This is a genomic window from Streptomyces sp. NPDC093600 (assembly GCF_044764755.1).
Classification (GTDB): Bacteria; Actinomycetota; Actinomycetes; order Streptomycetales; family Streptomycetaceae; genus Streptomyces.
In genome coordinates, this window is sequence record NZ_JBIWIU010000002.1 from 757,916 (window position 1) to 778,114 (window position 20,199).

A 20,199-nucleotide genomic window follows, 5' to 3' on the forward strand; every position below is an offset into this window, starting at 1 on the left:
GTCTCGTACGTCGTCACCGGCGGCGAGCGCGACTGTCCACAGGGCCCGTCTGTTCATATGACTAGTCGCGGACGCAGACGAAGATCGCCGTCCCCGGGATCAGATTGCCCCGCAGCGGTGACCAGCCACCCCACTCCTGGTCGTTCCACGCGGGCCACTCGGGCTCCACCAGGTCCACCAGCCGGAAACCGCCGGCCACCACGTCCCGCACCCGGTCCCCGATCGTCCGGTGGTGCTCGACGTACACCGCCCGCCCCTCGTCGTCCTGCTCGACATAGGGAGTGCGGTCGAAGTACGAGGCCGCGACCGACAGGCCCTCGGGGCCCGGCTCGTCCGGGAACGCCCAGCGGATCGGATGCGTCACCGAGAAGACCCACCGGCCACCGGGCCGCAGTACCCGGCGCACCTCACGGAACACCCGCACCGGGTCCGCCACGAAGGGCACCGCGCCGTAGGCCGAGCAGGCCAGGTCGAAGGAGCCGTCCCGGAAGGGCAGCGCCCCCGCGTCCGCCTCGACGAGCGGAACGTCATCACCGATCCGCAGCGCGTGCTGGAGCTGGCGGTGCGAGAGGTCCAGCGCGATCGGCCTCGCGCCCTGCCGGGCGAGCCAGCGGGAGCACTGCGCCGCCCCCGCCCCGATCTCCAGGACGTCCAGGCCCCTCAGCGAGCCGGCCGGACCCAGCAGTCCGGCGTCGGCCTCGTCGAGCCCTTCGGGACCCCAGACGAACCGGTCGTCCCCGAGGAACGCTCCGTGGTCGCTCTGGTACTCGTCGGCGTTCCGCTCCCACCACCCGCGACTCGCACGGCTGCTCTCCGCTTCCCCGGCGTCACGACGGGTCGCCGCAGGCTCGAGCCCGCCCTCGTCTGCCGGTCCGTACTCTTGGTTCATCTCACCCGTCGATGTAGTTTGCGCACAGCGCGGCTGCGCGGCCCCAGTGCCCGGAGGCGTGGGGTGACGTGAGTTGTGCCGGTTATGCGGCGATCTGCCCCGGGTGCGCGCTTCGCGCATTGACCCTGTCCGGCCGCCCCCGTATGCTAAAGGTTGCGCTGCGGGCCTGCGCGCCTCAGACGGAGCAGGCCGCGCTCGTACCTGTTGTATGTCCCCTCGGTTTTCGAGGCGCCCCCGTTCACGCGGGACGGCGCTTCATTGGCTGTCCGGCTTCTTGGTGCGATACGGGCTCACGGCGTAGCAGTACCTACGACTTTCTGTCCGTAACCGGAGCCCTTTCCCACATGACGAGCAGCACCGAGACCACCGCCACCACCCCGCAGGTTGCGGTCAACGACATCGGTAACGAGGAAGCCTTCCTCGCCGCGATCGACGAGACGATCAAGTACTTCAACGACGGCGACATCGTCGACGGCGTCATCGTGAAGGTCGACCGGGACGAGGTCCTGCTCGACATCGGTTACAAGACCGAAGGTGTCATCCCGAGCCGCGAGCTCTCGATCAAGCACGACGTCGACCCGAACGAGGTCGTCAAGGTCGGCGACGAGATCGAGGCCCTGGTCCTCCAGAAGGAGGACAAGGAAGGCCGCCTGATCCTCTCGAAGAAGCGGGCCCAGTACGAGCGCGCCTGGGGCACGATCGAGAAGATCAAGGAAGAGGACGGCATCGTCACCGGTACCGTCATCGAGGTCGTCAAGGGTGGTCTCATCCTCGACATCGGCCTCCGCGGCTTCCTCCCGGCCTCCCTGGTCGAGATGCGTCGTGTCCGCGACCTCCAGCCCTACGTGGGCAAGGAGCTCGAGGCGAAGATCATCGAGCTGGACAAGAACCGCAACAACGTGGTCCTGTCCCGCCGTGCCTGGCTCGAGCAGACCCAGTCCGAGGTCCGCCAGACGTTCCTCACGACCCTCCAGAAGGGTCAGGTCCGCTCCGGCGTCGTGTCCTCGATCGTCAACTTCGGTGCCTTCGTGGACCTGGGTGGCGTCGACGGCCTCGTGCACGTCTCCGAGCTGTCCTGGAAGCACATCGACCACCCCTCCGAGGTTGTCGAGGTCGGCCAGGAGGTCACCGTCGAGGTTCTCGACGTGGACATGGACCGCGAGCGTGTCTCCCTGTCGCTGAAGGCGACGCAGGAGGACCCGTGGCAGCAGTTCGCCCGGACGCACCAGATCGGCCAGGTCGTTCCCGGCAAGGTCACCAAGCTGGTTCCGTTCGGTGCGTTCGTCCGCGTGGACGAGGGCATCGAGGGTCTGGTCCACATCTCCGAGCTGGCCGAGCGCCACGTGGAGATCCCGGAGCAGGTCGTCCAGGTCAACGACGAGATCTTCGTCAAGGTCATCGACATCGACCTCGAGCGTCGTCGCATCAGCCTCTCGCTGAAGCAGGCCAACGAGTCCTTCGGTGCCGACCCGGCCTCGGTCGAGTTCGACCCGACCCTGTACGGCATGGCCGCGTCCTACGACGACCAGGGCAACTACATCTACCCCGAGGGCTTCGACCCCGAGACCAACGACTGGCTCGAGGGCTACGAGACCCAGCGCGAGGCCTGGGAGACCCAGTACGCCGAGGCGCAGCAGCGCTTCGAGCAGCACCAGGCTCAGGTCATCAAGTCCCGCGAGGCCGACGAGGCCGCCGCTGCCGAGGGTGGCGCCGCCGCTCCGGCCGGTGCCCCGGCGGGCGTCTCGGGCGGTTCCTACTCCTCGGAGTCTGACGACAACTCCGGCGCCCTGGCGTCGGACGAGGCGCTGGCCGCCCTGCGCGAGAAGCTGGCCGGCGGCCAGAGCTGAACGCTCTGACCTCCAGCTGACAGGCTGAAGCGACAAGGCCCGCTCCCCCTCGGGGGAGCGGGCCTTGCGCCGTTCAGGGCCCGATGGCTCAGGGCCGACGGCTGAAGGCGGGACGGTTCACGGTCGCCCACGCAAGGGCGACGGCTCAGGGGGTGACGGCGATGTTCGTCAGCCCCCTGCCGCCGGTGACCGTGTTCGAGCCGTACACCGTCGTCCGGCAGCTGTCGCTCTGGTTGGTGACGTAGATCGCCAGCCGCTTGGCGCCCGAGGCCCCCGTCAGATCCGACCGATTGCCACGGAAGACCGTCCCGCAGCCCCAGCCGCTCCGCTGGGAGTGGGTCTCGAAGCCGTTGTTGGTGGTGTTGCGGCCGGTGTTGTTCTCCACCAGCACGTTGTTGCCCTTGACGTCCACCCAGGAGTCGTCGAAGTGGGCGCCGGTGAGACCGCGGCCGTCGAAGGTGTTCCCGATGATCCTCGCGCCGGTGGTGCCCTCCTTGATGTCGACAGCCTCCCCGCCCACGTCCGGCCCGATCGTGTTGTTCAGGATCTGCGCGTTGTCGCTCTTGTCGGAGAGGGTGTTGGCGCTCCCGACGTAGACCCCCTCGCCCATGCCGCGCCCGTCGTTGCCGGTGTCGTAGATCCGCGAGTTCTTGATGACACCGTTCCTGCTGGAGTTGCGGAAGTGCACGCCCTCCATGTCCAGGCCGTGCACGGTGACGCCGTCGATCACCACGCCGTTCGCCGTGTCGGTCATGATCCCCTTCTGGCCGCCGGTCACGGTGACGCCCTTGACCGTCCAGTACGAGGCGCCGTTGAGGTGCAGGCCGTAGCCGCCGTCGGCGCGGAGTACCGCGCGCGAGGAGCCGGTGAGGGTGATCCGGGCGGACGAGGTGCCCGGCGTGGTGGCCTTGAAGTTCCCGGTGTACGTCCCGTCGGCGAGGTGGATCGTGTCGCCGGGTCGGGCGTTGGTGAGCGCCGTCTTGAGCTGCGCGGCGGTCGACACCTCGATGGTGGCCGCGGCGGCCGGTGTCGCGGCGAGCGGCACGGCGAGGAGGGCCGTCAACGGAAGCAGGGACAGGAGCTGCGTTCGGGTGCGCATGGGGGTGCCTTCCCGTAGAAGCGAGGGTTCTCGTATGTGTACGGCGAACGACTGGCTGAACGCGATGCTGCCCCGTGACGGTAGGGATGGCCCATGGGCATGTCAAGGTCTGGACCAGTGGGCGCCCAGAAGGATCACCGGTGGGGGAATGCTTCGCCCCCCGGGGACGTTCCCCCTGAGGAACACGAGGAGGAGCGGTAATCGTGCTTGATCCCCAGGATTTGTACGAATGGGACCAGAAGGGCCTGGCCGTGGTGGACCTGGCTCTGGCGCAGGAGTCGGCCGGGCTGGTCATGCTCTACCACTTCGACGGATACATCGACGCGGGTGAGGCCGGCGAGCAGATCGTCGACCGGCTGCTCGACACGCTGCCGCACCAGCTGGTGGCCCGCTTCGACCACGACCGGCTCGTGGACTACCGCGCCCGCCGACCGCTGCTCACCTTCCGGCGCGACCGCTGGACCGCGTACGAGACTCCCGCCATCGAGGTCCGCCTCGTCCAGGACGCGACCGGCGCGCCCTTCCTGCTGCTCTCCGGCCCCGAGCCGGACGTCGAGTGGGAGCGCTTCGCCGCCGCGATCCGGCAGATCGTCGAGCGCCTCGGTGTACGGCTCGCCGTGAACTTCCACGGCATCCCCATGGGTGTGCCGCACACCCGTCCCGTCGGTCTCACGCCGCACGGCAGCCGCACCGACCTCATGCCGGGCCACCGCAGCCCCTTCGACGAGGCGCAGGTGCCCGGCAGCGCCGAGGCGCTTGTCGAGTACCGGCTCTCGGAGTGGGGCCATGACACCCTCGGTGTCGCGGCGCACGTTCCGCACTATGTCGCCCGGGCCTCCTACCCGGACGCCGCCCTGACCGTCCTGGAGGCCATCACCGCCGCCACGGGTCTCGTGCTGCCCGGTATCGCCCATGCGCTGCGCACGGAGGCGCGGCGCACGCAGACCGAGATCGACCGCCAGATCGGTGAGGGCGACGACGAACTGGTGGCGCTGGTCCAGGGCCTTGAGCACCAGTACGACGCCATGGCGGGCGCCGAGACGCGGGGCAGCCTGGTCGCCGAGCCCGTCGACCTGCCGTCGGCGGACGAGCTCGGCCGCGAGTTCGAGCGCTTCCTCGCCGAACGCGAGGGCGACGCGTAACCCCCGAGGGCGCCGCCCGGACGGTGGCCCTAAGCTGCCGCTCATGCTGAAGGTGGGCCTGACCGGCGGTATCGGCGCCGGCAAGAGTGAAGTGTCGCGGCTGCTCGTCTCGTACGGAGCCGTGTTGATCGACGCCGACAGGATCGCCCGCGAGGTCGTCGAGCCCGGCACTCCCGGGCTCGCGGCCGTCGTGGAGGCGTTCGGCGACGCGATCCTGACCGACGAGGGCACCCTCGACCGGCCGAAGCTCGGCTCGATCGTCTTCGCCGACGCCGACCGGCTGGCCACCCTCAACGCCATCGTCCACCCGCTGGTCGGCGCCCGCTCCGCCGAGCTGGAGAGGGAGGCCGGGCCGGACGACGTGGTCGTCCACGACGTGCCGTTGCTCACCGAGAACGGACTCGCCCCGCTCTACGACCTGGTCGTGGTCGTGGACGCGTCCCCGGAGACACAGCTCGACCGGCTGGTACGGCTGCGTGGCATGGCCGAGCCGGAGGCCCGCGCCCGGATGGCGGCCCAGGCCACACGCGCGCAGCGGCGAGCCGTCGCGGATCTCGTCATCGACAACGACGGGCCCTTGGAGGCGCTCGAACCGCAGGTGAGGAAGGTCTGGACGGAGCTGACGCGCCGGGCCGCGGCGGACGACCGCCAGGCTCGCTGAGCTGGGCGAAGAGGATCGCGGGGGCGCGGCGGTCGGATCGTCATTCCGTGCGGAATACCGCTACCGCGACCGATGTTGAACCGCCGGAGCAAGGGGAAGGATGTCACTGTGGCCGAGAGGAACCCGGAAACCCACGTCATCGACTTTCGCGCGCCGAGCAGTTGCTCGCCGCGCGGGACCCACGCGGTGCCGTGAAGCTGCTCGATTCGGTGATCGCCGCTCACCCCGAGAACACCGCGGCACGGCTGCTGCGCGCCCGCGCCTTCTTCGCCGCCGCCCAACTGCGACCGGCCGAGCTCGAGTTCGAACTGGTCCTCGAACGCGAGCCCGACAACGCCTTCGCCCACTTCGCGCTCGCCCGCACCTTCCAGCGCTCCGGGCGCCCTGGCCAGGCCACCCGCCACTTCCGGCTCGCGGCCGCGCTCGACCCGAAGCCCGAGTACATCCAGGCGGCTCGCTTCGGCACCGAGGACTGAGGTCTTCCGGCCGACGGTCTTCCCGCCCACGGCTCCACGGTTTCCCGCCGACGGTCTTTCCGACGACCGGACGGGTCAGCGACGGGGGCCGCCGTGGTCCGGTTCGTACGGGGGAACGTCCCGCCCCGGCTGCCAGTGCGGGCCTTGACGGAGGCGGCGCAGGACCATCGCCATGTCGACAAGAACGACCAGGAACAACACCCCGCAGGCGGCGGCCCATCCCGGGCGACCGGCCAGGGCGAAGGCCGTCGTCCCGAAGACCGCCCAGATCAGCCCCCATATACTCAGCCAGAACCGCATGCGCAGGGGACTGCGTGCGGTCGTCGGCTCACTTCCGGTACGCATGTCGGTCGCCTCCCCCGGCGGGCGGTTCCGAGGCCTACTGAAGGTGTACCCGTGAGGGGGAGATCGTGAACGGACGAACAGGGTGGGAGGCGGCTGTGCGCCGCTCCCGTGTACGGGGCTGCCTGCTGGGCGGGGCCATCGGGGACGCTCTCGGCAACCCCGTCGAGTTCCTCTCCCTGGACGCGATCCGGCGGACCCACGGCGAGTACGGGATCGCCGGCATGGTGCCGGAGACGGACGGCGTGATCGGACGGGTCACCGACGACACCCAGATGACCCTCTTCACGGCGGAAGGGCTCATCCGCGCCCGCGCGCGGTCCGTCAGCGAGGACGACGGCGCCGAGACCGCCTGCGTCCAGCGGGCGTACCGGCGCTGGCTCGACACCCAGAACCACCCCGCTCCGCCCGCCCATGGTGGGGCGGACACCGTCCGTACGGGCTGGCTGCGCACCCAGCCCTGGCTGTACGCGCGGCGAGCGCCGGGCAACGCGTGCCTCACGGGCGTCGCGGCCGGACATGTGCCCCCGCGCTACGGGCAGATCGGCACCGGGCCGGTCAACCCCCAGTCCAAGGGGTGCGGCACGGTCATGCGCTCGGCCCCCTTCGGGCTGATCGGCGAGAGCGCCGACAGGGCCTTCGAACTGGCCGCACTGTGCGCCCAGATCACCCATGGGCACCCCACCGCGGCCCTGGCTTCCGGTGCGTTCGCCGCGATCGTGGCGTATCTGCTCGAAGGGGAGTCGGCGGAGGGCGCCGTCCTTCGGTCGATGGACCTGCTACGGCGCCGACCGGGCCACGAGGAGACGACGGCCGCGCTGCGGGCGGCTATCGACCTGGCCGGTGCCGGGCGGCCGAGACCCGAGCGGGTGGAGTCCCTGGGCGCGGGCTGGGTCGCGGAGGAGGCCCTGGCCATCGCCGTGTACTGCGTGCTCGTCCGTACCCACTCCGTGGCGCAGGCCCTGTTGCTCTCCGTCAACCACTCGGGGGACAGCGATTCGACGGGCGCCATCTGCGGCAACCTGCTGGGCGCGCTCCACGGGGACGCGCAACTGCCGCTGGAGTGGCTGATGGTGACGGAGGGGCGGGCCGTCATCACCGAGCTGGCCGACGATCTGTCGTTGCAGGTCGAGCACCGCGCACTCAGGCCCGGCGTGCCCGTTCACTCGGTCGACCGGTATCCCGCCTGCTGACGCCGGAGCCGGGACGGCCCCCGGCTTCTCGGCGTAGCCCGACGAGACCCGCCCGACGAGACCCGCCCGACGAGACCCGTCCGACTACGAGAGCCGGCCGACGCGGTCGTCTAGTGGACGATGCTGTAGCTGCGCCAGGGCGGACTGCCGGGGACGATCGTGTCGCCCGACCTGGCGGGGACGTAGGAGCTGTCCTCGCCCGTGCAGTCCGGCGTCGGGTAGACGATGAGGTCGACCGCCGTCAGGTTCTCGATCTTCGTCGCGCCGTCCTGCGCGAGCACGTGGCAGCCCTTGACCGACGGGCTCGTCACGGTGACCTCGAGCTCGTGCGGCGTCTCGTACCTGATCGTGCCCGCCGCGGTACGGTCCAGGCCGGAGCAGCCCACGACGGCGAGAGTCAGGAGCGCTACCCCGGAGGCGGTGCCGAGACGCCGGTGAACGGACATGGCGGATCCTCGTCTGTCGGGCGAAGGCCGCGGAACCCGATCCGCGGCCCTGTTCCTCGCCACCCTGCCGCCTGCCGGAGGGGCTGTCACCCGCTGCTGGGCCGCCCGGGCGAAGCGGTGTGAGGGCCGTTGTCAGACCCCACCCGTAAGGTCGGAGGTCCAGTCGGTGTCCGTCGGAACGGGGAGGTGAGCGGTGCCGTGACCCACGCCCTGCACAGCCGCGCCGCCGTCTTCCTGCCGGCCGCCCTGCCCCGCGAGGGGCGCGTCGCCTTCTGGGCGCCGGACGGGGGCGCGCTGCCCGATGCCCCGCCCGTGGGGGAGCCGGGCGCGTCCTCGGTGGAGGAGCTGACGGTGGTGCGCCGGCACGGCGCCGGGGTCCGCGCCCGCACCGTGCGCGCGGTGGTCCTCTCCGTCGCCGACGCCCTGCCCCACCTCGTGGCGGCCCGCCACCATCCGGGCGCCCACCCGGCATCCGCCTGCTGGGGCGCCGCCGCCCTGCACGCCCTGCACCTGACGGCGCGCGGCCGGCTGCTGCCGGGACTGACCGCCGACGACCTCGACGCCTGGCGGGCCGGGCCGCTGGACGCCGACGACATCGCCCATCTCCGGGCCGTCGCCGCCGCCATGCCGTACGAGGCCCACGCCGTGCCCGTCCCGGGCGGCGGTCCGCTCCGGCTGCCCGAGCCGGAGGCGCTGGTGCGCGCCTTCCTCGACGCGGTCGCCGACACCCTGCCCCGCACCCCCGCCGCGGCCTGCGCGGTCGGCGCGCCCTTCGCCGCCCGCGAACCGCAGCACCTTCCCCGCGCGCGTGCCTGGGCGGCCGATGCCGCGGCCGGTATGGACGCCGGGGTCCGCGTCTCGCTCCGCCTCGACCTCGCGGGGTACGAACTCTTCGACACCGCCGACGAGGGCGGCGACGAGCGGCAGGCGGCCGCGGCCCTCCTCCAGGTCCACAGCCTGGCCGACCCCACCCTCGTCATCGACGCCGCCGCCCTGTGGGCGGGCGACGGCGACGAGCACTTCGGGCCGCGCGCCCGGATCGACGCCCTCCTCGCCCTGCGCAGGGCGGCCCGCGTATGGCCGCCGCTCGGCCGGCTCCTCGAGCGCGACGTGCCCGACGTCCTCGCGCTGACCGAGGACGAGCTGTACGAGCTGCTCGGCCCCGCCGCCGCGCGGCTCGCCGACGCGGGCGTCGCCGTCCACTGGCCGCGCGAACTGGCCCGCTCGCTCAGCGCCTCCGCCGTCGTCCGGCCCGCGCTCTCCGCGCCCGGCTCCGCCACCGACGGCACGGCGTTCTTCGACAGCGAGGAGCTCCTCCGCTTCAACTGGCAGCTCGCCCTCGACGGCGACCCGCTCACCGAGCGCGAGATGGACGCCCTCGCCGAGTCGCACCGGCCCATCGTGCGCCTGCGCGACCAGTGGGTGGTCGTCGACCCCGACCTGGTCCGCAAGGCCCGCAAACGCGAGCTCGGCCTGCTGGAACCCGTCGACGCGCTCGCCGTCGCCCTCACCGGCAGCGCGGAGGTCGACGGCGAGACCGTCCCGGCCGTGCCCGTCGGGGCGCTCGCGACCCTGAGGGACCGGCTCCTCGCCGGCCCCGAGGCCGTCGAACCGCCCCCCGGCCTCGACGCCACTCTCCGCGACTACCAGCTCCGCGGCCTCGCCTGGCTGGACCTGATGACCTCGCTCGGTCTCGGCGGCTGCCTCGCCGACGACATGGGCCTGGGCAAGACCGTCACCCTCATCGCCCTGCATCTGAAGCGTGCCCGCCGCGCCCCCACCCTCGTGGTCTGCCCCGCCTCCCTGCTCGGCAACTGGCAGCGGGAGGTCCGGCGGTTCGCCCCCGGCGTCCCCGTACGCCGCTTCCACGGCCCCGACCGCACCCTGGACGGTGCGGACGGCGGCGGCTCCGGCACCGGCGGGATCGTCCTCACCACGTACGGCACCCTGCGCACCAGCGCCTCCCAGCTGGCCGAACAGGAATGGGGGATGGTCGTCGCCGACGAGGCCCAGCACGTCAAGAACCCCTTCTCCGCGACCGCCAAGGCGCTGCGCGCCATCCCCGCGCCGGCGCGGGTCGCCCTCACCGGCACCCCCGTGGAGAACAACCTCTCCGAGCTCTGGGCCCTCCTCGACTGGACCACGCCCGGGCTCCTGGGCCCCCTCAAGGCCTTCCGCTCCCGCCACGCCCGCGCGGTGGAGAACAGCGAGGAGATCGAGAACGACGAGGCGGTCGAGCGGCTCGCCCGGCTGGTCAGGCCGTTCCTGCTGCGCCGGCGCAAGTCCGACCCCGGCATCGTCCCCGAACTGCCGCCCAAGACGGAGTCCGACCACCCCGTGCCCCTCACCCGCGAACAGGCCTCGCTCTACGAGGCGGTGGTACGGGAGACCATGGCCCGGATCGAGGGCGCCGAGGGCATCGCGCGCCGCGGGCTCGTCATGAAGCTCCTCACCTCCCTCAAGCAGATCTGCAACCACCCCGCCCAGTACCTCAAGGAACAGACCGCGAAGGGCGGCGGCACGGCCCGCCTCGCGGGCCGGTCGGGCAAGCTCGCCCTCCTCGACGAACTCCTGGACACGATCCTCGCCGAGAACGGCTCCGTCCTCGTCTTCACCCAGTACGTCTCCATGGCGCGGCTCCTCGCCGACCATCTGGCCGCCCGGGCGATCCCGGCCCAGCTGCTGCACGGCGGCACACCGGTCGCCGAACGCGAGCGGATGGTGGACCGCTTCCAGGCCGGTGAGGTGCCCGTCTTCCTCCTCTCGCTGAAGGCCGCGGGCACCGGACTCAACCTGACCCGAGCCGGTCATGTCGTGCACTACGACCGCTGGTGGAACCCGGCGGTCGAGGCGCAGGCCACCGATCGCGCGTACCGCATCGGGCAGACCCAGCCCGTCCAGGTCCACCGGCTCATCGCCGAGGGCACGGTGGAGGACCGCATCGCCGACATGCTCCGCGCCAAGCAGGCCCTCGCCGACGCCGTCCTCGGCTCCGGCGAGGCGGCGCTGACCGAACTGACCGACCGAGAACTGGCGGACCTCGTATCGCTGAGGAGGCCGTCATGAACCCCCGCCGGCCGTCCGGCGCCCGCCCCGGCCTCCCCCGCCACGACGACCGCCGCCGTACGTTCCCCCAGCTCGCGCCCCGCGAGGCACCGGACGGGCGGTTCGCCGCCACCTGGTGGGGCAACGCCTGGGTGGAGGCCCTGGAGGACACCGCCCTCGACCCGGCGCGCCTGGCACGCGGCAAGGCCTACGCCGGACGCGGCCACGTCGACGCGATCACGGTCACCCCGGGCCGGGTCGTCGCCTACGTCCACGGCACCCGCCCCCGCCCGTACCGCACGGAGATCCGGCTGCGCACCCTCGGGGACGACGACTGGGAGCGCTTCCTCGACGAGGCGGCCGCCCGGCCGGACCACATCGCCGCCCTGCTCGACAAGGACGTCCCGCACGCCCTCGAAGCCGTCACCGGACTGCTGCCCGCGCCCGGTGACCTGATCCCCGACTGCTCCTGCCCCGACGACGGCTACCCCTGCAAGCACGCCGCCGCCCTCTGCTACCAGTCCGCGCGGCTCCTCGACGAGGACCCCTTCGTCCTCTTCCTGATGCGCGGACGCGGTGAGCAGGAGCTCCTCGCCGCGCTCACCCGCCGCAACGCCGCCCGTTCCGCCGCCGAGACGAGCGCCGCCCCGCCCGTCCTGGCCTCCGTCCCGGCGCGCGCCGTCCTCGGCTCCACCGCCGACGGCGCCGCGCCCAGACCGATGCCGCCGCTGCCCCCGCCGCTTCCGGTCCCCGCCCACCCCGGGCGCCCTCCGGTCCACCCGCCGGACCCGGACGCCCCCGACCCGCTCGCCCTCGATCTGCTCGCCTCGGAGGCCGCGGCCCGCGCCCACGCCTTCCTGACCACGGGGCACGACCCGGTCGCCGCCCTCACTCCCTGGCAGGACGCCGTCCGGCTGGCCGCCGCGCACCCCGGCTCCGGCCTCACGGCGTCGACCCGCGCGCTCTACCGCGACCTGGCGTACGCCCTCGACCGCACCCCGACGGACCTGGCGCGCGCCGTCGCGGCCTGGCGCCAGGGCGGTCTCGCGGGGCTCACGGTCCTTGAGGAGCCCTGGGACCCGCCCGCCGGCCCCTTCGACCGGGCCCGCCCGGCCCTGCTCGCCGCGGACTATCCCGCGTTCCGGCCCTGGCGCAACCGGTTGTCGACCCGCTCTCTCCAGCTCCGCCTGGGGCGGGACGGCCTCTGGTACGGATACGAGTCGGACGCCGACCGGGAGGACTGGTGGCCTCGCGGCACCCCTGACGCCGATCCCGTCGGCGCGCTCACCGATCTGCTGGGGCGGTGACCGAGAGGCCGGACGGGAGGCTGTCCCCCCGCCTCCGTCGCAGCGCGTGAGGTCATACCGCGAGCCTCAAACCCACTCGAAGGAGTGAAACAAGCCATAGGCCTGATCCGGGCGGGTCGGAATCGCGTTAATTGCGGTACGGGCGAGTGCCCGTGAAAACCTCCGGAAGGCAGGAAGCCATGAGGCACATGCGCCGAAGTGGTCTGGCCACATTGATGGTCACGGGTGGCGCGCTCGCGCTCTCGGCGGGCGCCGCGCACGCCGGCTCCGGTGCAGAGGGCGCCGCGGTCGGGTCGTCGGGCGCGATCTCCGGCAACACCGTGCAGCTGCCCGTGCACGTCCCGGTCAATGTGTGCGGGAACACGATCAACGTCGTCGGACTGCTCAACCCGGCGTTCGGCAACAGCTGTGAGAACCGGTCGGGCTCGTCAGACGGATACGGCTCCCAGCGCGGCGGCGACGGCAGGCACAAGGACCTGCCGGGCACCCCGCGCGACCGCGCGGGTGGCGGCGGCCCCTCCCAGGGCGGTTCCTCCCACGGCGGCTCCAGCAACAGCGGTGGCGGCGCCACGGCCGAGGGCGTCACGCACGGCTCGTCCGGGATCATCTCGGGCAACGGCGTCCAGCTGCCGATCGCCCTCCCGGTGAACGTCAGTGGCAACTCGGTCAACGTCGTGGGCATCGGCAACCCGGCCTTCGGCAACACCTCGGTCAACGGCCCCGGCACGCCCGAGGGCCCCCGCGAGGAGCCGAAGCCGGTCAGGACCCTGCCCGCCCCGAGCACCGACACCGACACCGACACCGACGAGCCGGCTCCGGCGCCCGGTCCGCAGACCAGCTCCGTCGCCCTGGCCGACACGGGCGCGGACCTGATCGGCTACGCCGGGGCGGCGAGCGCCGCGGCGCTGCTCGGCGGCGCGCTGCTGTACCGCCGCTCCCGCCGCGCGGGCGGCGAGATCTAGGCCCGCCGAGACCCTCACGTCCGGCGCCAGGCCCGGAGCACCGCCTCGATGGCCGGTGCGACCCTCGTCCGGGCCTGGTGGCGGGGAACGCCCCGCATGAGCAGCGTGTCGTACTCGGTGTCGACATGCCGCACGGACGCCCGCACCGCGGCGGTGACCGCGCCGCGGTCCAGGGCCCGCCCGGCCGCCGTCCGTCCCACGCGTCCGCTGCCCTTCTCCGAGGCATGGGCCGCGATCTCCGCGGCCCGCTCCACCGGGCAGGACGGGAACAGCCGCAGGATCTCGGCCTCCAGCTCCGCCGTGACCCGCGCGTCCCGCTCCGCCCGCCGCGCCGCGTCCCTGGCCCGCCGGCGCGCCCGCGCCTCCGCGTCCGCCAGGCACGCCTCCTCCGCCCGGACCAGCGCGGCCTCCTCGACCAGCAACCCCTGACGTTCGTACCGGGTGCGGCGCCGGTTGTGCCGTACCACCACCGCCCACAGGGAACTGCCCTCCCGCGCCCGGCGGGTCAGCGCCGTGTCACCGCGGCGCAGGAAGACGAGATGGCCGAGGTCGGCGCAGTGGAGGCAGACGGGGGAGTTGAACTCCACCACCATCCGCTCCAGCGGCCCCTGGTGGCACTCCGAACAGCGCCGGCGCCGGAGCGGCTCGACGACGACGGGTGCGACGAGGTCCATGGCGGGCCTCCCTCAGTGCACCCCGGGCGCGGCGGAGGCGATGAACAGATCGAGCGCCTCCTTCGCCTCCCGCGAGCGCCGGGCGCGGTCCTCCTCGTCGACCGCCTCGTGCAGGCAGTTGGTGACCTCGAGCGCCGACTCGGCCAGTCGGCGGGTGGCCGGATCGTCACAGACCAACTGGACCCGGAAGAGGGCCTGGAGGGCGGCGGTGCGCTGGTGGTACGAGGCGTAGCGCGCCTCCTCGGCCTCCTCCGAGCCGGGATGACGCACCGCACGGAACCACCGGTCGTGCTGGCTGCGCCGGTAGTCGACGACGGCGCCGGCGAAAGCGCTGTAAGTCGCGATCCGCTCCTGCCGCAGCTGCTCGGCACGGGCGAGGCCCGCCGTGCGTTCGGCGGCCCGGCCCTGGAACCAGTGCGTCGCGATCACGCCGAGCAGGGTCCCCGCCACGGCGATCAGGGCCGTTCCCATGACCGGCAGCTCCTCATGCGTCTCAAGTGGCCCATAAAATCGTTCGATTCATCGCCCGGCCCCCGACTAGCGTCTGCCACGTGGCAACGAAACTCAATCAGATCATCGCAGTGGAGAAGGGCGTCAAGTCCCGGGCGCACCAGGACCTGACCGCGGCGCACCACGGGCTGCAGAAGCCCGCGCTGCTCGCCGGCATCTCCCGTACGTACCAGCCGAAGGACGAGGAGGGCGAGCAGCTTCCGCCCGAGTCCACGCTGGTGCAGGTGAAGGCCGAGGACGTGCTGCGCGACACCGCGCGGGCGCTGACCCGGCTGTTCGATGTGACCGCCACCAAGGACTGGGCCAACTGCGAGGCACGCGCCGACATCACGGTCGACGGGCGTGTCCTGGTGGGCCAGGTGCCCGTCGCGTACCTCCTCTTCCTGGAGAAGCAGCTGACGGACATCAACACCTTCGTGCGCAAGCTGCCCGTCCTGGACGCCGCCGAGTCCTGGACCCTGGACCCGTCGACCGACGCCTGGAAGACCGAGGTCGTCCGCACGGTCCGGACGAAGAAGGTGCCGCGCAACCATGTGAAGGCGGAGGCGACGGAGAAGCACCCGGCGCAGGTCGAGGTGTACTACGAGGACGTCCCGGTCGGTTACTGGACGACGGTGAAGTTCTCCGGCGCCCTGCCGGCGCGGCGGGTGAACGAGCTCCTGGAGCGGGTGGAGAAGCTCCAGCAGGCGGTGAAGTTCGCCCGTGAGGAGGCGAACAGCAGGGAGGTCGCCGACCAGCGGGTCGGAGACGCCGTCTTCGGCTACCTCTTCGGGTAGCCGGGGCGCACAAGACTCCCCGGCCACCACAGAACACGGCCGGGGTGCGCGAGGAGCGCAAAGCTGAAGCTGAAGCTTGTCGTGAATCCGCGGCCCTTCTGACGAGGGTCGCGTTCAAACTCAGACTATTGCTCCAGACTCAGCATTCGCCGCTCATCGCCGGATCGACCGGGCCCGGGCCCTGGTGCGTCGAAATGCCAGTTCGAATCTGGTCCGCCGAGCTTCGATCGGCGGTGGTCCAATGGCAGGACGCGGCGCAATGACGACTGACCCGGGTTCTCAAGCGTGCCGGCGTGTGATGTGAGCGGCATCCACAGGGCCCGGGGGCAGGCTACGCCCTCGGGCCCGCTCCCGTTCCCGTTCCTGTACCCGGGTCGGGCTCACTGGCGGTAACCACCCAGGAAGCGGCCGATGCGGCTGATCGCCGCGTCGAGATCGTCGGCGTACGGCAGGGTCAGGATGCGGAAGTGGTCCGGGCGCGGCCAGTTGAAGCCGGTGCCCTGCACCACCTGGATCTTCTCCCGCAACAGCAGGTCGAGGACGAACTTCTCGTCGTCGTGGATCTTGTGCACGGCGGGGTCGAGGCGCGGGAAGGCGTAGAGCGCGCCCTTCGGCTTCACACAGGAGACGCCGGGGATCTCGTTGAGCTTCTCCCACGCCCGGTCGCGCTGTTCGCGCAGCCTGCCGCCCGGGGCGGTCAGCTCGTGGATCGACTGCCGGCCGCCGAGCGCGGCCTGGATGGCGTACTGCGCGGGGGCGTTGGGGCACAGACGCATGGAGGCCAGCATCGTCAACCCCTCCAGATAGCTCCTCGCATGCTGCTTCGGGCCGGTGACCACCAGCCAGCCTGAGCGGAAGCCCGCCACCCGGTACGTCTTGGAGAGCCCGGAGAAGGTGAGGACGACGAGGTCGGGGGCGACGGCGGCGGCGGTGTGGTGGACGGCGTCGTCGTAGACGATCTGGTCGTAGATCTCGTCGGCGAAGACCATCAGCTGGTGACGGCGGGCGAGGTCGAGGATGCCCTCGACGATCTCGCGCGGATACACCGCGCCGGTGGGGTTGTTGGGATTGATGATCACGACCGCCCTGGTCCGGTCGGTGATCTTCGCGGCCATGTCGTCGAGGTCCGGGTACCAGTCGGCCGACTCGTCGCAGAGGTAGTGCACCGCCTTGCCGCCCGCGAGGGTGGTCACCGCCGTCCACAGCGGGTAGTCGGGGGCGGGGACCAGGACCTCGTCGCCGTCCTCCAGGAGCGCCTGGACGGCCATGGAGACCAGCTCGGAGACGCCGTTGCCGAGGAAGACGTCGTCCACGTCGACGTCGGGGAGGCCCAGGGCCTGGTAGCGCTGGGCGACGGCGCGCCGGGCGGAGAGGACTCCGCGCGAGTCGGTGTACCCATGGGCTTTCGGGAGCATCCGGATCATGTCCTGGACGATCTCCTCGGGGGCCTCGAAGCCGAAGAGCGCCGGGTTGCCGGTGTTGAGGCGCAGGACGCTGTGGCCGGCCTCCTCCAGGGCGTTGGCGTGCTCGATCACCGGGCCGCGAATCTCGTAGCAGACCTCGCTCAGCTTGCTCGACTGCCGGAACTCCATGCGACGACCTCCCAGAAGGACTTGATGCTTGGTTTTACCAAGTTCGAGCTTGGAAAGTCCAACAAGTTGTCTAGACTGCGTCGCATGCCACGTCGTCGAAGCTATGACCAGTACTGCGCCGCCGCCCGCGCCCTCGATGCCGTCGGCGACCGCTGGACGCTGCTGATCGTCCGTGAACTCCTCGCGGGGCCGCGCCGTTACACCGACCTGCACGCCGACCTTCCCGGCGTCAGCACGGACATGCTGGCCGGACGCCTGAAGGACATGGAGGCCGCCGACCTCGTCACGCGCCGCAGGCTGCCCCCGCCCGCCTCGGCGTACGTGTACGAACTCACCGAACGGGGCGGCGCGTTGCTTCCCGTCCTGCGCGCCCTGGCGGAGTGGGGAGCGCCCGCTGTCGGTGAACCGCGGCCGACCGACGCCGTACGGGCGCACTGGTTCGCGATCCCCCTGCTGCGCGCGCTGGAGGAGCGGGGCCCGGGCATCACCCAGGTGACGCTCGACGAGGGGGAGTTCCATGTACGGATCGGGAGCGACGGCACCTCCGCGTACGGCGACGGGCCGGCGGAGGCCGCCGACGCCTTCCTGCGGACGGACACGGCGACCTGCCGGGCCCTGGCGAGCGGAGAGCTGACGCTCACGGAGGCCCTCGCGGCGGGCCGGGCCGAACTCGACGAGACCCTCCGCGTCCCGTGAGACCGGACGCGGGAACCGGCGGAACGGAGACCCTCGCCGAGCGATTCCGGGTGCCGCACCGCCTCCCCGGCCCGGCCGAACCGTCACCATGACCTCTGTGCGATTCCAAGCGATCACCTGGGAGCGACTGGCCGACGCCCTGGCCGCGCACCTCGACGCGACGACCCCCGGCGGCGGCGACTGGCTCAAGGTCGGCATCGACGGCGCGCCCACGGCCCCCACCGAGGAGACCGCCGAGCGGATCGGAGCCGCCCTGCGGCTGCGCGGCCGGGCCGTGCTGGTGGTGGGGACCGGCGGGTTCCTGCGGCCCGCGTCGCTGCGGTACGAGTACGGGAAGCGGGACCCCGACGCGTACTACAGCGGCTGGTTCGACACGGGCGCGCTCTGGCGCGAGGTCTTCGGGCCGCTGGAGGCCGGCGGCAGCGGGCGTGTGCTGCCCGACCTGTGGGACCCGGTCACCGACCGGGCGACCCGCAGCCCGTACGTCACCCTGCCCCCCGGTGGGGTGCTGCTGCTGCACGGCCCGTTCCTGCTCGGGCACTGGTTTCCCTTCGACCTGACCGTGCACCTGCGGCTCTCCCCGGCCGCCCTCGCCCGCCGCACCGAGGACCCCTGGACGCTGCCCGCCTTCGAACGGTACGAGCGCGAGGCCGGCCCCTCCGAAGCCGCCGACGTCGTCGTCCGCGCCGACGATCCCCGCCACCCGGCCTGGACGGGTCTCAGGGGGCGTGGGGACCTGCCGTCGTAGGCCGGCCGCCCACCGACACCACCGCCTCGGCGCCCGCCCGGCAGCCGGACTCCGCCGCCCTCGGCGCGTCCGCTCCCGCCAGCCGGGCCGCCAGGAAGGCCCCGGTGAAGGCGTCGCCCGCGCCCGTGGAGTCCACCGGCCGGACGGCTGGCGCCGCGACCTCGGCCGTCACCGACCCCGACTCGGCGACCACGGCGCCCTTTTCGCCCACGGTGACCGCCACCAGTGGGAAGATCCGGCTCAGCGCCGCCGCGGCCTCGGCCGGTCCGGGGCACCCGGTCAGCAGCCGGGCCTCGTCGGCGTTGGGGAACAGCACCTGCGCACCCTCGACCTCCGCCAGGAAACGGTCCGCGCCCAGCTCCGCCAGGAACCCCGCGGAGGCCGGGTCCACGCTCACGGGGATCCCCGCCTCCCGCGCGTCCAGGAGCGCCCGCCGTGCCGTCGCGCGGCTCGCCGCGGCGAAGAAGAGGTAGCCGGACAGGTGGAGATGGGCGACCCCGTCGAGGAACGCGGGCGACCAGTCGGCCGGCGACAGACGCAGCGCGGCGCCGCTGTCGGTCAGGAACGTGCGCTCGGCGCCGGCGTCGACCAGCGCTATCACCGTGGCCGTGGCGGCCTCGGCGTCCCTGACCAGCTGCGGGCGCACGCCTGCAGCCCGCAGTGCGCCCTCGTGCCAGTCCGCCGCGTCGGTCCCGACCCGGCCGAGCAGTCGCACGTCCGCGCAGCCCGAACGCGCCGCCCAGCAGGCGACGTTGGCGCCCGCACCGCCCGGCAGTGTGCGGATCTCGGCCGCCGTGTCGGTCGCGGGCGCGAGCGGGCTCCGGTGCCGGGCGACGACATCGGTGACCACGTCACCGACGACCAGCAGGCCCCTCACGAGCCGCCTTCGGCGTACGCGGCCGCGATCCGCGCCGCGAGCCGGACGTTGCCCCGCACCGCCGCGAGGTTGGCCTCCAGGGACGCGCCGTCCGTGTGCACCGTCAGGTATTCGAGCAGGAACGGTGTCACCGCCTGCCCCGTGACCCCCTTCTCCCGCGCCGCGGCGAGACCCTGGGCGAGGACCCGGTCGTGCAGCTCAGGGTCCAGCTGGTCCGCCACGGGCACCGGGTTGGCCACGATCAGCGCGGCGGACGGCTCGCCCAGCTCGTCCTGGGCGCGTATCACTCCGGCCACCTCCTCGGGCGTCCGCAGCGTCCAGTCCACCGGCTCGCCGGAGGAGGCCAGATAGAAGCCGGGGAAGTGTTCCGTGCCGTACCCGACGACCGGCACGCCCAGGGTCTCCAGGCGCTGCAGCGTCGCCGGGACGTCGAGGATCGACTTCACGCCCGCGCAGACGACCGTGACCTCGACCCGGGAGAGCAGCCGCAGGTCGGCCGACTCGTCCTGGCTCTCGCTCCACTCCCGGTGGACGCCGCCGAGCCCGCCGGTCGCGAAGACCCGTATACCGGCGGAGTGCGCCAGCCAGGCGGTCCCGGAGACGGTCGTCGCCCCGGTCGCCCCGGTCGCCAGCGCGGGCGCCAGATCGCGGTGCCCCAGCTTCCGGACCTCCGAGTCCTCCGCGATCCGGGTCAACCGGTCGTCGTCCAGGCCGACATGGGCCACTCCGTCGATCACGGCGATGGTGGCGGGCACGGCGCCGCCCTTCCGTACCAGATCCTCCAACTCCCGTGCCACGGCCAGATTGCGGGGGCGCGGCAGGCCGTGGGCGATGATCGTGGATTCGAGCGCGACCACGGGACGGCCCTCGTGGAGCGCTTCCCGTACCTCTTCGGACACCTGTGTGGACATGTCCCA

Annotated in this window: 19 protein-coding genes and 1 pseudogene; 11 read left to right on the forward strand and 9 right to left on the reverse strand. The window is 72.4% G+C overall.

Annotated elements, in window-relative coordinates; all coding sequences use genetic code 11:
• Positions 1 to 61 precede the first annotated feature (61 nt).
• Entirely contained in the window at positions 62 to 889 is an 828-nt protein-coding gene (locus ACIRB4_RS09090; RefSeq protein ID WP_403289421.1) for a class I SAM-dependent methyltransferase, read from the reverse strand.
• 344 nt (positions 890 to 1,233) lie between these two features.
• Here ACIRB4_RS09090 and rpsA point away from each other — a divergent pair, with 344 nt between their 5' ends.
• Positions 1,234 to 2,736 (forward strand): 30S ribosomal protein S1, encoded by a 1,503-nt coding sequence (gene rpsA, locus ACIRB4_RS09095; protein ID WP_019885395.1) that lies wholly within the window; start codon positions 1,234 to 1,236, stop codon positions 2,734 to 2,736.
• A gap of 145 nt (positions 2,737 to 2,881) precedes the next feature.
• On the opposite strand, the gene ACIRB4_RS09100 is transcribed toward rpsA, so the two are convergent.
• The gene (locus ACIRB4_RS09100) at positions 2,882 to 3,835 is read right to left on the reverse strand and encodes a right-handed parallel beta-helix repeat-containing protein (RefSeq protein ID WP_403289422.1); all 954 of its coding nucleotides are present in this window, start codon (positions 3,833 to 3,835) and stop codon (positions 2,882 to 2,884) included.
• 203 nt (positions 3,836 to 4,038) lie between these two features.
• On the opposite strand from ACIRB4_RS09100, the gene ACIRB4_RS09105 reads away from it, so the two are divergent.
• The 3 genes and pseudogenes from ACIRB4_RS09105 (at position 4,039) to ACIRB4_RS09115 (ending at position 6,114) form a co-directional block, all read left to right on the forward strand.
• The gene (locus ACIRB4_RS09105; protein ID WP_403289423.1) at positions 4,039 to 4,977 is read left to right on the forward strand and encodes a PAC2 family protein; all 939 of its coding nucleotides are present in this window, start codon (positions 4,039 to 4,041) and stop codon (positions 4,975 to 4,977) included.
• Between the two features lie 43 nt (positions 4,978 to 5,020).
• Entirely contained in the window at positions 5,021 to 5,638 is a 618-nt protein-coding gene (gene coaE, locus ACIRB4_RS09110) for a dephospho-CoA kinase (protein WP_403289424.1), read from the forward strand.
• A 108-nt stretch (positions 5,639 to 5,746) separates the two neighbouring features.
• A pseudogene (locus tag ACIRB4_RS09115) lies at positions 5,747 to 6,114 on the forward strand (tetratricopeptide repeat protein).
• Positions 6,115 to 6,189: 75 nt separating this feature from the next.
• Here the strand turns inward: ACIRB4_RS09115 and ACIRB4_RS09120 are convergent.
• A complete protein-coding gene (locus tag ACIRB4_RS09120; protein WP_403289425.1) occupies positions 6,190 to 6,459 on the reverse strand; it encodes a DUF6343 family protein in 270 nt (89 codons plus the stop codon).
• Positions 6,460 to 6,554: 95 nt separating this feature from the next.
• Here ACIRB4_RS09120 and ACIRB4_RS09125 point away from each other — a divergent pair, with 95 nt between their 5' ends.
• On the forward strand, positions 6,555 to 7,649 hold the full coding sequence (locus ACIRB4_RS09125; protein WP_403289426.1) for an ADP-ribosylglycohydrolase family protein: 1,095 nt from the start codon (positions 6,555 to 6,557) through the stop codon (positions 7,647 to 7,649).
• Between the two features lie 110 nt (positions 7,650 to 7,759).
• On the opposite strand, the gene ACIRB4_RS09130 is transcribed toward ACIRB4_RS09125, so the two are convergent.
• Positions 7,760 to 8,095, reverse strand: coding sequence for a hypothetical protein (locus ACIRB4_RS09130; protein ID WP_403289427.1), 336 nt, complete (start codon positions 8,093 to 8,095; stop codon positions 7,760 to 7,762).
• A gap of 186 nt (positions 8,096 to 8,281) precedes the next feature.
• Here ACIRB4_RS09130 and ACIRB4_RS09135 point away from each other — a divergent pair, with 186 nt between their 5' ends.
• The 3 genes from ACIRB4_RS09135 to ACIRB4_RS09145 all read left to right on the forward strand — a co-directional run bounded on the left by ACIRB4_RS09135 (position 8,282) and on the right by ACIRB4_RS09145 (position 13,409).
• Positions 8,282 to 11,161, forward strand: coding sequence for a DEAD/DEAH box helicase (locus ACIRB4_RS09135; RefSeq protein WP_403289428.1), 2,880 nt, complete (start codon positions 8,282 to 8,284; stop codon positions 11,159 to 11,161).
• Positions 11,158 to 12,447: an SWIM zinc finger family protein gene (locus ACIRB4_RS09140; RefSeq protein ID WP_403289429.1), complete on the forward strand. Its 1,290-nt coding sequence runs from the start codon at positions 11,158 to 11,160 to the stop codon at positions 12,445 to 12,447. Before ACIRB4_RS09135 ends, ACIRB4_RS09140 begins: the two co-directional genes overlap by 4 nt.
• A 179-nt stretch (positions 12,448 to 12,626) precedes the next feature.
• Positions 12,627 to 13,409 carry a chaplin gene (locus tag ACIRB4_RS09145; protein ID WP_403289430.1) on the forward strand — a complete coding sequence of 261 codons (783 nt, stop codon included), beginning with the start codon at positions 12,627 to 12,629 and terminating at the stop codon, positions 13,407 to 13,409.
• Between the two features lie 14 nt (positions 13,410 to 13,423).
• Here the strand turns inward: ACIRB4_RS09145 and ACIRB4_RS09150 are convergent, their stop codons facing one another.
• Positions 13,424 to 14,083 (reverse strand): DUF2293 domain-containing protein, encoded by a 660-nt coding sequence (locus ACIRB4_RS09150; protein ID WP_403289431.1) that lies wholly within the window; start codon positions 14,081 to 14,083, stop codon positions 13,424 to 13,426.
• 12 nt (positions 14,084 to 14,095) lie between these two features.
• On the reverse strand, positions 14,096 to 14,554 hold the full coding sequence (locus ACIRB4_RS09155; protein ID WP_403289432.1) for a hypothetical protein: 459 nt from the start codon (positions 14,552 to 14,554) through the stop codon (positions 14,096 to 14,098).
• Between the two features lie 80 nt (positions 14,555 to 14,634).
• On the opposite strand from ACIRB4_RS09155, the gene ACIRB4_RS09160 reads away from it, so the two are divergent.
• Positions 14,635 to 15,369: a hypothetical protein gene (locus tag ACIRB4_RS09160; RefSeq protein WP_403289433.1), complete on the forward strand. Its 735-nt coding sequence runs from the start codon at positions 14,635 to 14,637 to the stop codon at positions 15,367 to 15,369.
• Between the two features lie 380 nt (positions 15,370 to 15,749).
• On the opposite strand, the gene ACIRB4_RS09165 is transcribed toward ACIRB4_RS09160, so the two are convergent.
• Complete coding sequence (locus ACIRB4_RS09165; protein ID WP_403289434.1) at positions 15,750 to 16,961, reverse strand: pyridoxal phosphate-dependent aminotransferase; 1,212 nt, start codon at positions 16,959 to 16,961, stop codon at positions 15,750 to 15,752.
• Positions 16,962 to 17,045: 84 nt separating this feature from the next.
• On the opposite strand from ACIRB4_RS09165, the gene ACIRB4_RS09170 reads away from it, so the two are divergent.
• Positions 17,046 to 17,657 (forward strand): winged helix-turn-helix transcriptional regulator, encoded by a 612-nt coding sequence (locus ACIRB4_RS09170; protein WP_403289435.1) that lies wholly within the window; start codon positions 17,046 to 17,048, stop codon positions 17,655 to 17,657.
• Between the two features lie 97 nt (positions 17,658 to 17,754).
• Complete coding sequence (locus ACIRB4_RS09175) at positions 17,755 to 18,405, forward strand: uridine kinase (RefSeq protein WP_403289436.1); 651 nt, start codon at positions 17,755 to 17,757, stop codon at positions 18,403 to 18,405.
• Here the strand turns inward: ACIRB4_RS09175 and ACIRB4_RS09180 are convergent.
• Both ACIRB4_RS09180 and ACIRB4_RS09185 read right to left on the reverse strand, forming a co-directional pair.
• On the reverse strand, positions 18,377 to 19,282 hold the full coding sequence (locus tag ACIRB4_RS09180) for a carbohydrate kinase family protein (RefSeq protein WP_403289437.1): 906 nt from the start codon (positions 19,280 to 19,282) through the stop codon (positions 18,377 to 18,379). The genes ACIRB4_RS09175 and ACIRB4_RS09180 overlap by 29 nt on opposite strands.
• Positions 19,279 to 20,193, reverse strand: coding sequence for a pseudouridine-5'-phosphate glycosidase (locus ACIRB4_RS09185; RefSeq protein WP_403289438.1), 915 nt, complete (start codon positions 20,191 to 20,193; stop codon positions 19,279 to 19,281). Before ACIRB4_RS09185 ends, ACIRB4_RS09180 begins: the two co-directional genes overlap by 4 nt.
• Positions 20,194 to 20,199: the final 6 nt, after the last annotated feature.

Excerpts from the sequence above, each read along its gene's own strand:
- ACIRB4_RS09090 (WP_403289421.1), bottom strand. The coding sequence starts at position 889 with ATGAACCAAGAGTACGGACCGGCAGACGAGGGCGGGCTCGAGCCTGCG.
- rpsA (WP_019885395.1), top strand. The coding sequence starts at position 1,234 with ATGACGAGCAGCACCGAGACCACCGCCACCACCCCGCAGGTTGCGGTC.
- ACIRB4_RS09100 (WP_403289422.1), bottom strand. The coding sequence starts at position 3,835 with ATGCGCACCCGAACGCAGCTCCTGTCCCTGCTTCCGTTGACGGCCCTC.
- coaE (WP_403289424.1), top strand. The coding sequence starts at position 5,021 with ATGCTGAAGGTGGGCCTGACCGGCGGTATCGGCGCCGGCAAGAGTGAA.
- ACIRB4_RS09120 (WP_403289425.1), bottom strand. The coding sequence starts at position 6,459 with ATGCGTACCGGAAGTGAGCCGACGACCGCACGCAGTCCCCTGCGCATG.
- ACIRB4_RS09130 (WP_403289427.1), bottom strand. The coding sequence starts at position 8,095 with ATGTCCGTTCACCGGCGTCTCGGCACCGCCTCCGGGGTAGCGCTCCTG.
- ACIRB4_RS09140 (WP_403289429.1), top strand. The coding sequence starts at position 11,158 with ATGAACCCCCGCCGGCCGTCCGGCGCCCGCCCCGGCCTCCCCCGCCAC.
- ACIRB4_RS09145 (WP_403289430.1), top strand. The coding sequence starts at position 12,627 with ATGAGGCACATGCGCCGAAGTGGTCTGGCCACATTGATGGTCACGGGT.
- ACIRB4_RS09150 (WP_403289431.1), bottom strand. The coding sequence starts at position 14,083 with ATGGACCTCGTCGCACCCGTCGTCGTCGAGCCGCTCCGGCGCCGGCGC.
- ACIRB4_RS09155 (WP_403289432.1), bottom strand. The coding sequence starts at position 14,554 with ATGGGAACGGCCCTGATCGCCGTGGCGGGGACCCTGCTCGGCGTGATC.
- ACIRB4_RS09165 (WP_403289434.1), bottom strand. The coding sequence starts at position 16,961 with ATGGAGTTCCGGCAGTCGAGCAAGCTGAGCGAGGTCTGCTACGAGATT.
- ACIRB4_RS09170 (WP_403289435.1), top strand. The coding sequence starts at position 17,046 with ATGCCACGTCGTCGAAGCTATGACCAGTACTGCGCCGCCGCCCGCGCC.
- ACIRB4_RS09185 (WP_403289438.1), bottom strand. The coding sequence starts at position 20,193 with ATGTCCACACAGGTGTCCGAAGAGGTACGGGAAGCGCTCCACGAGGGC.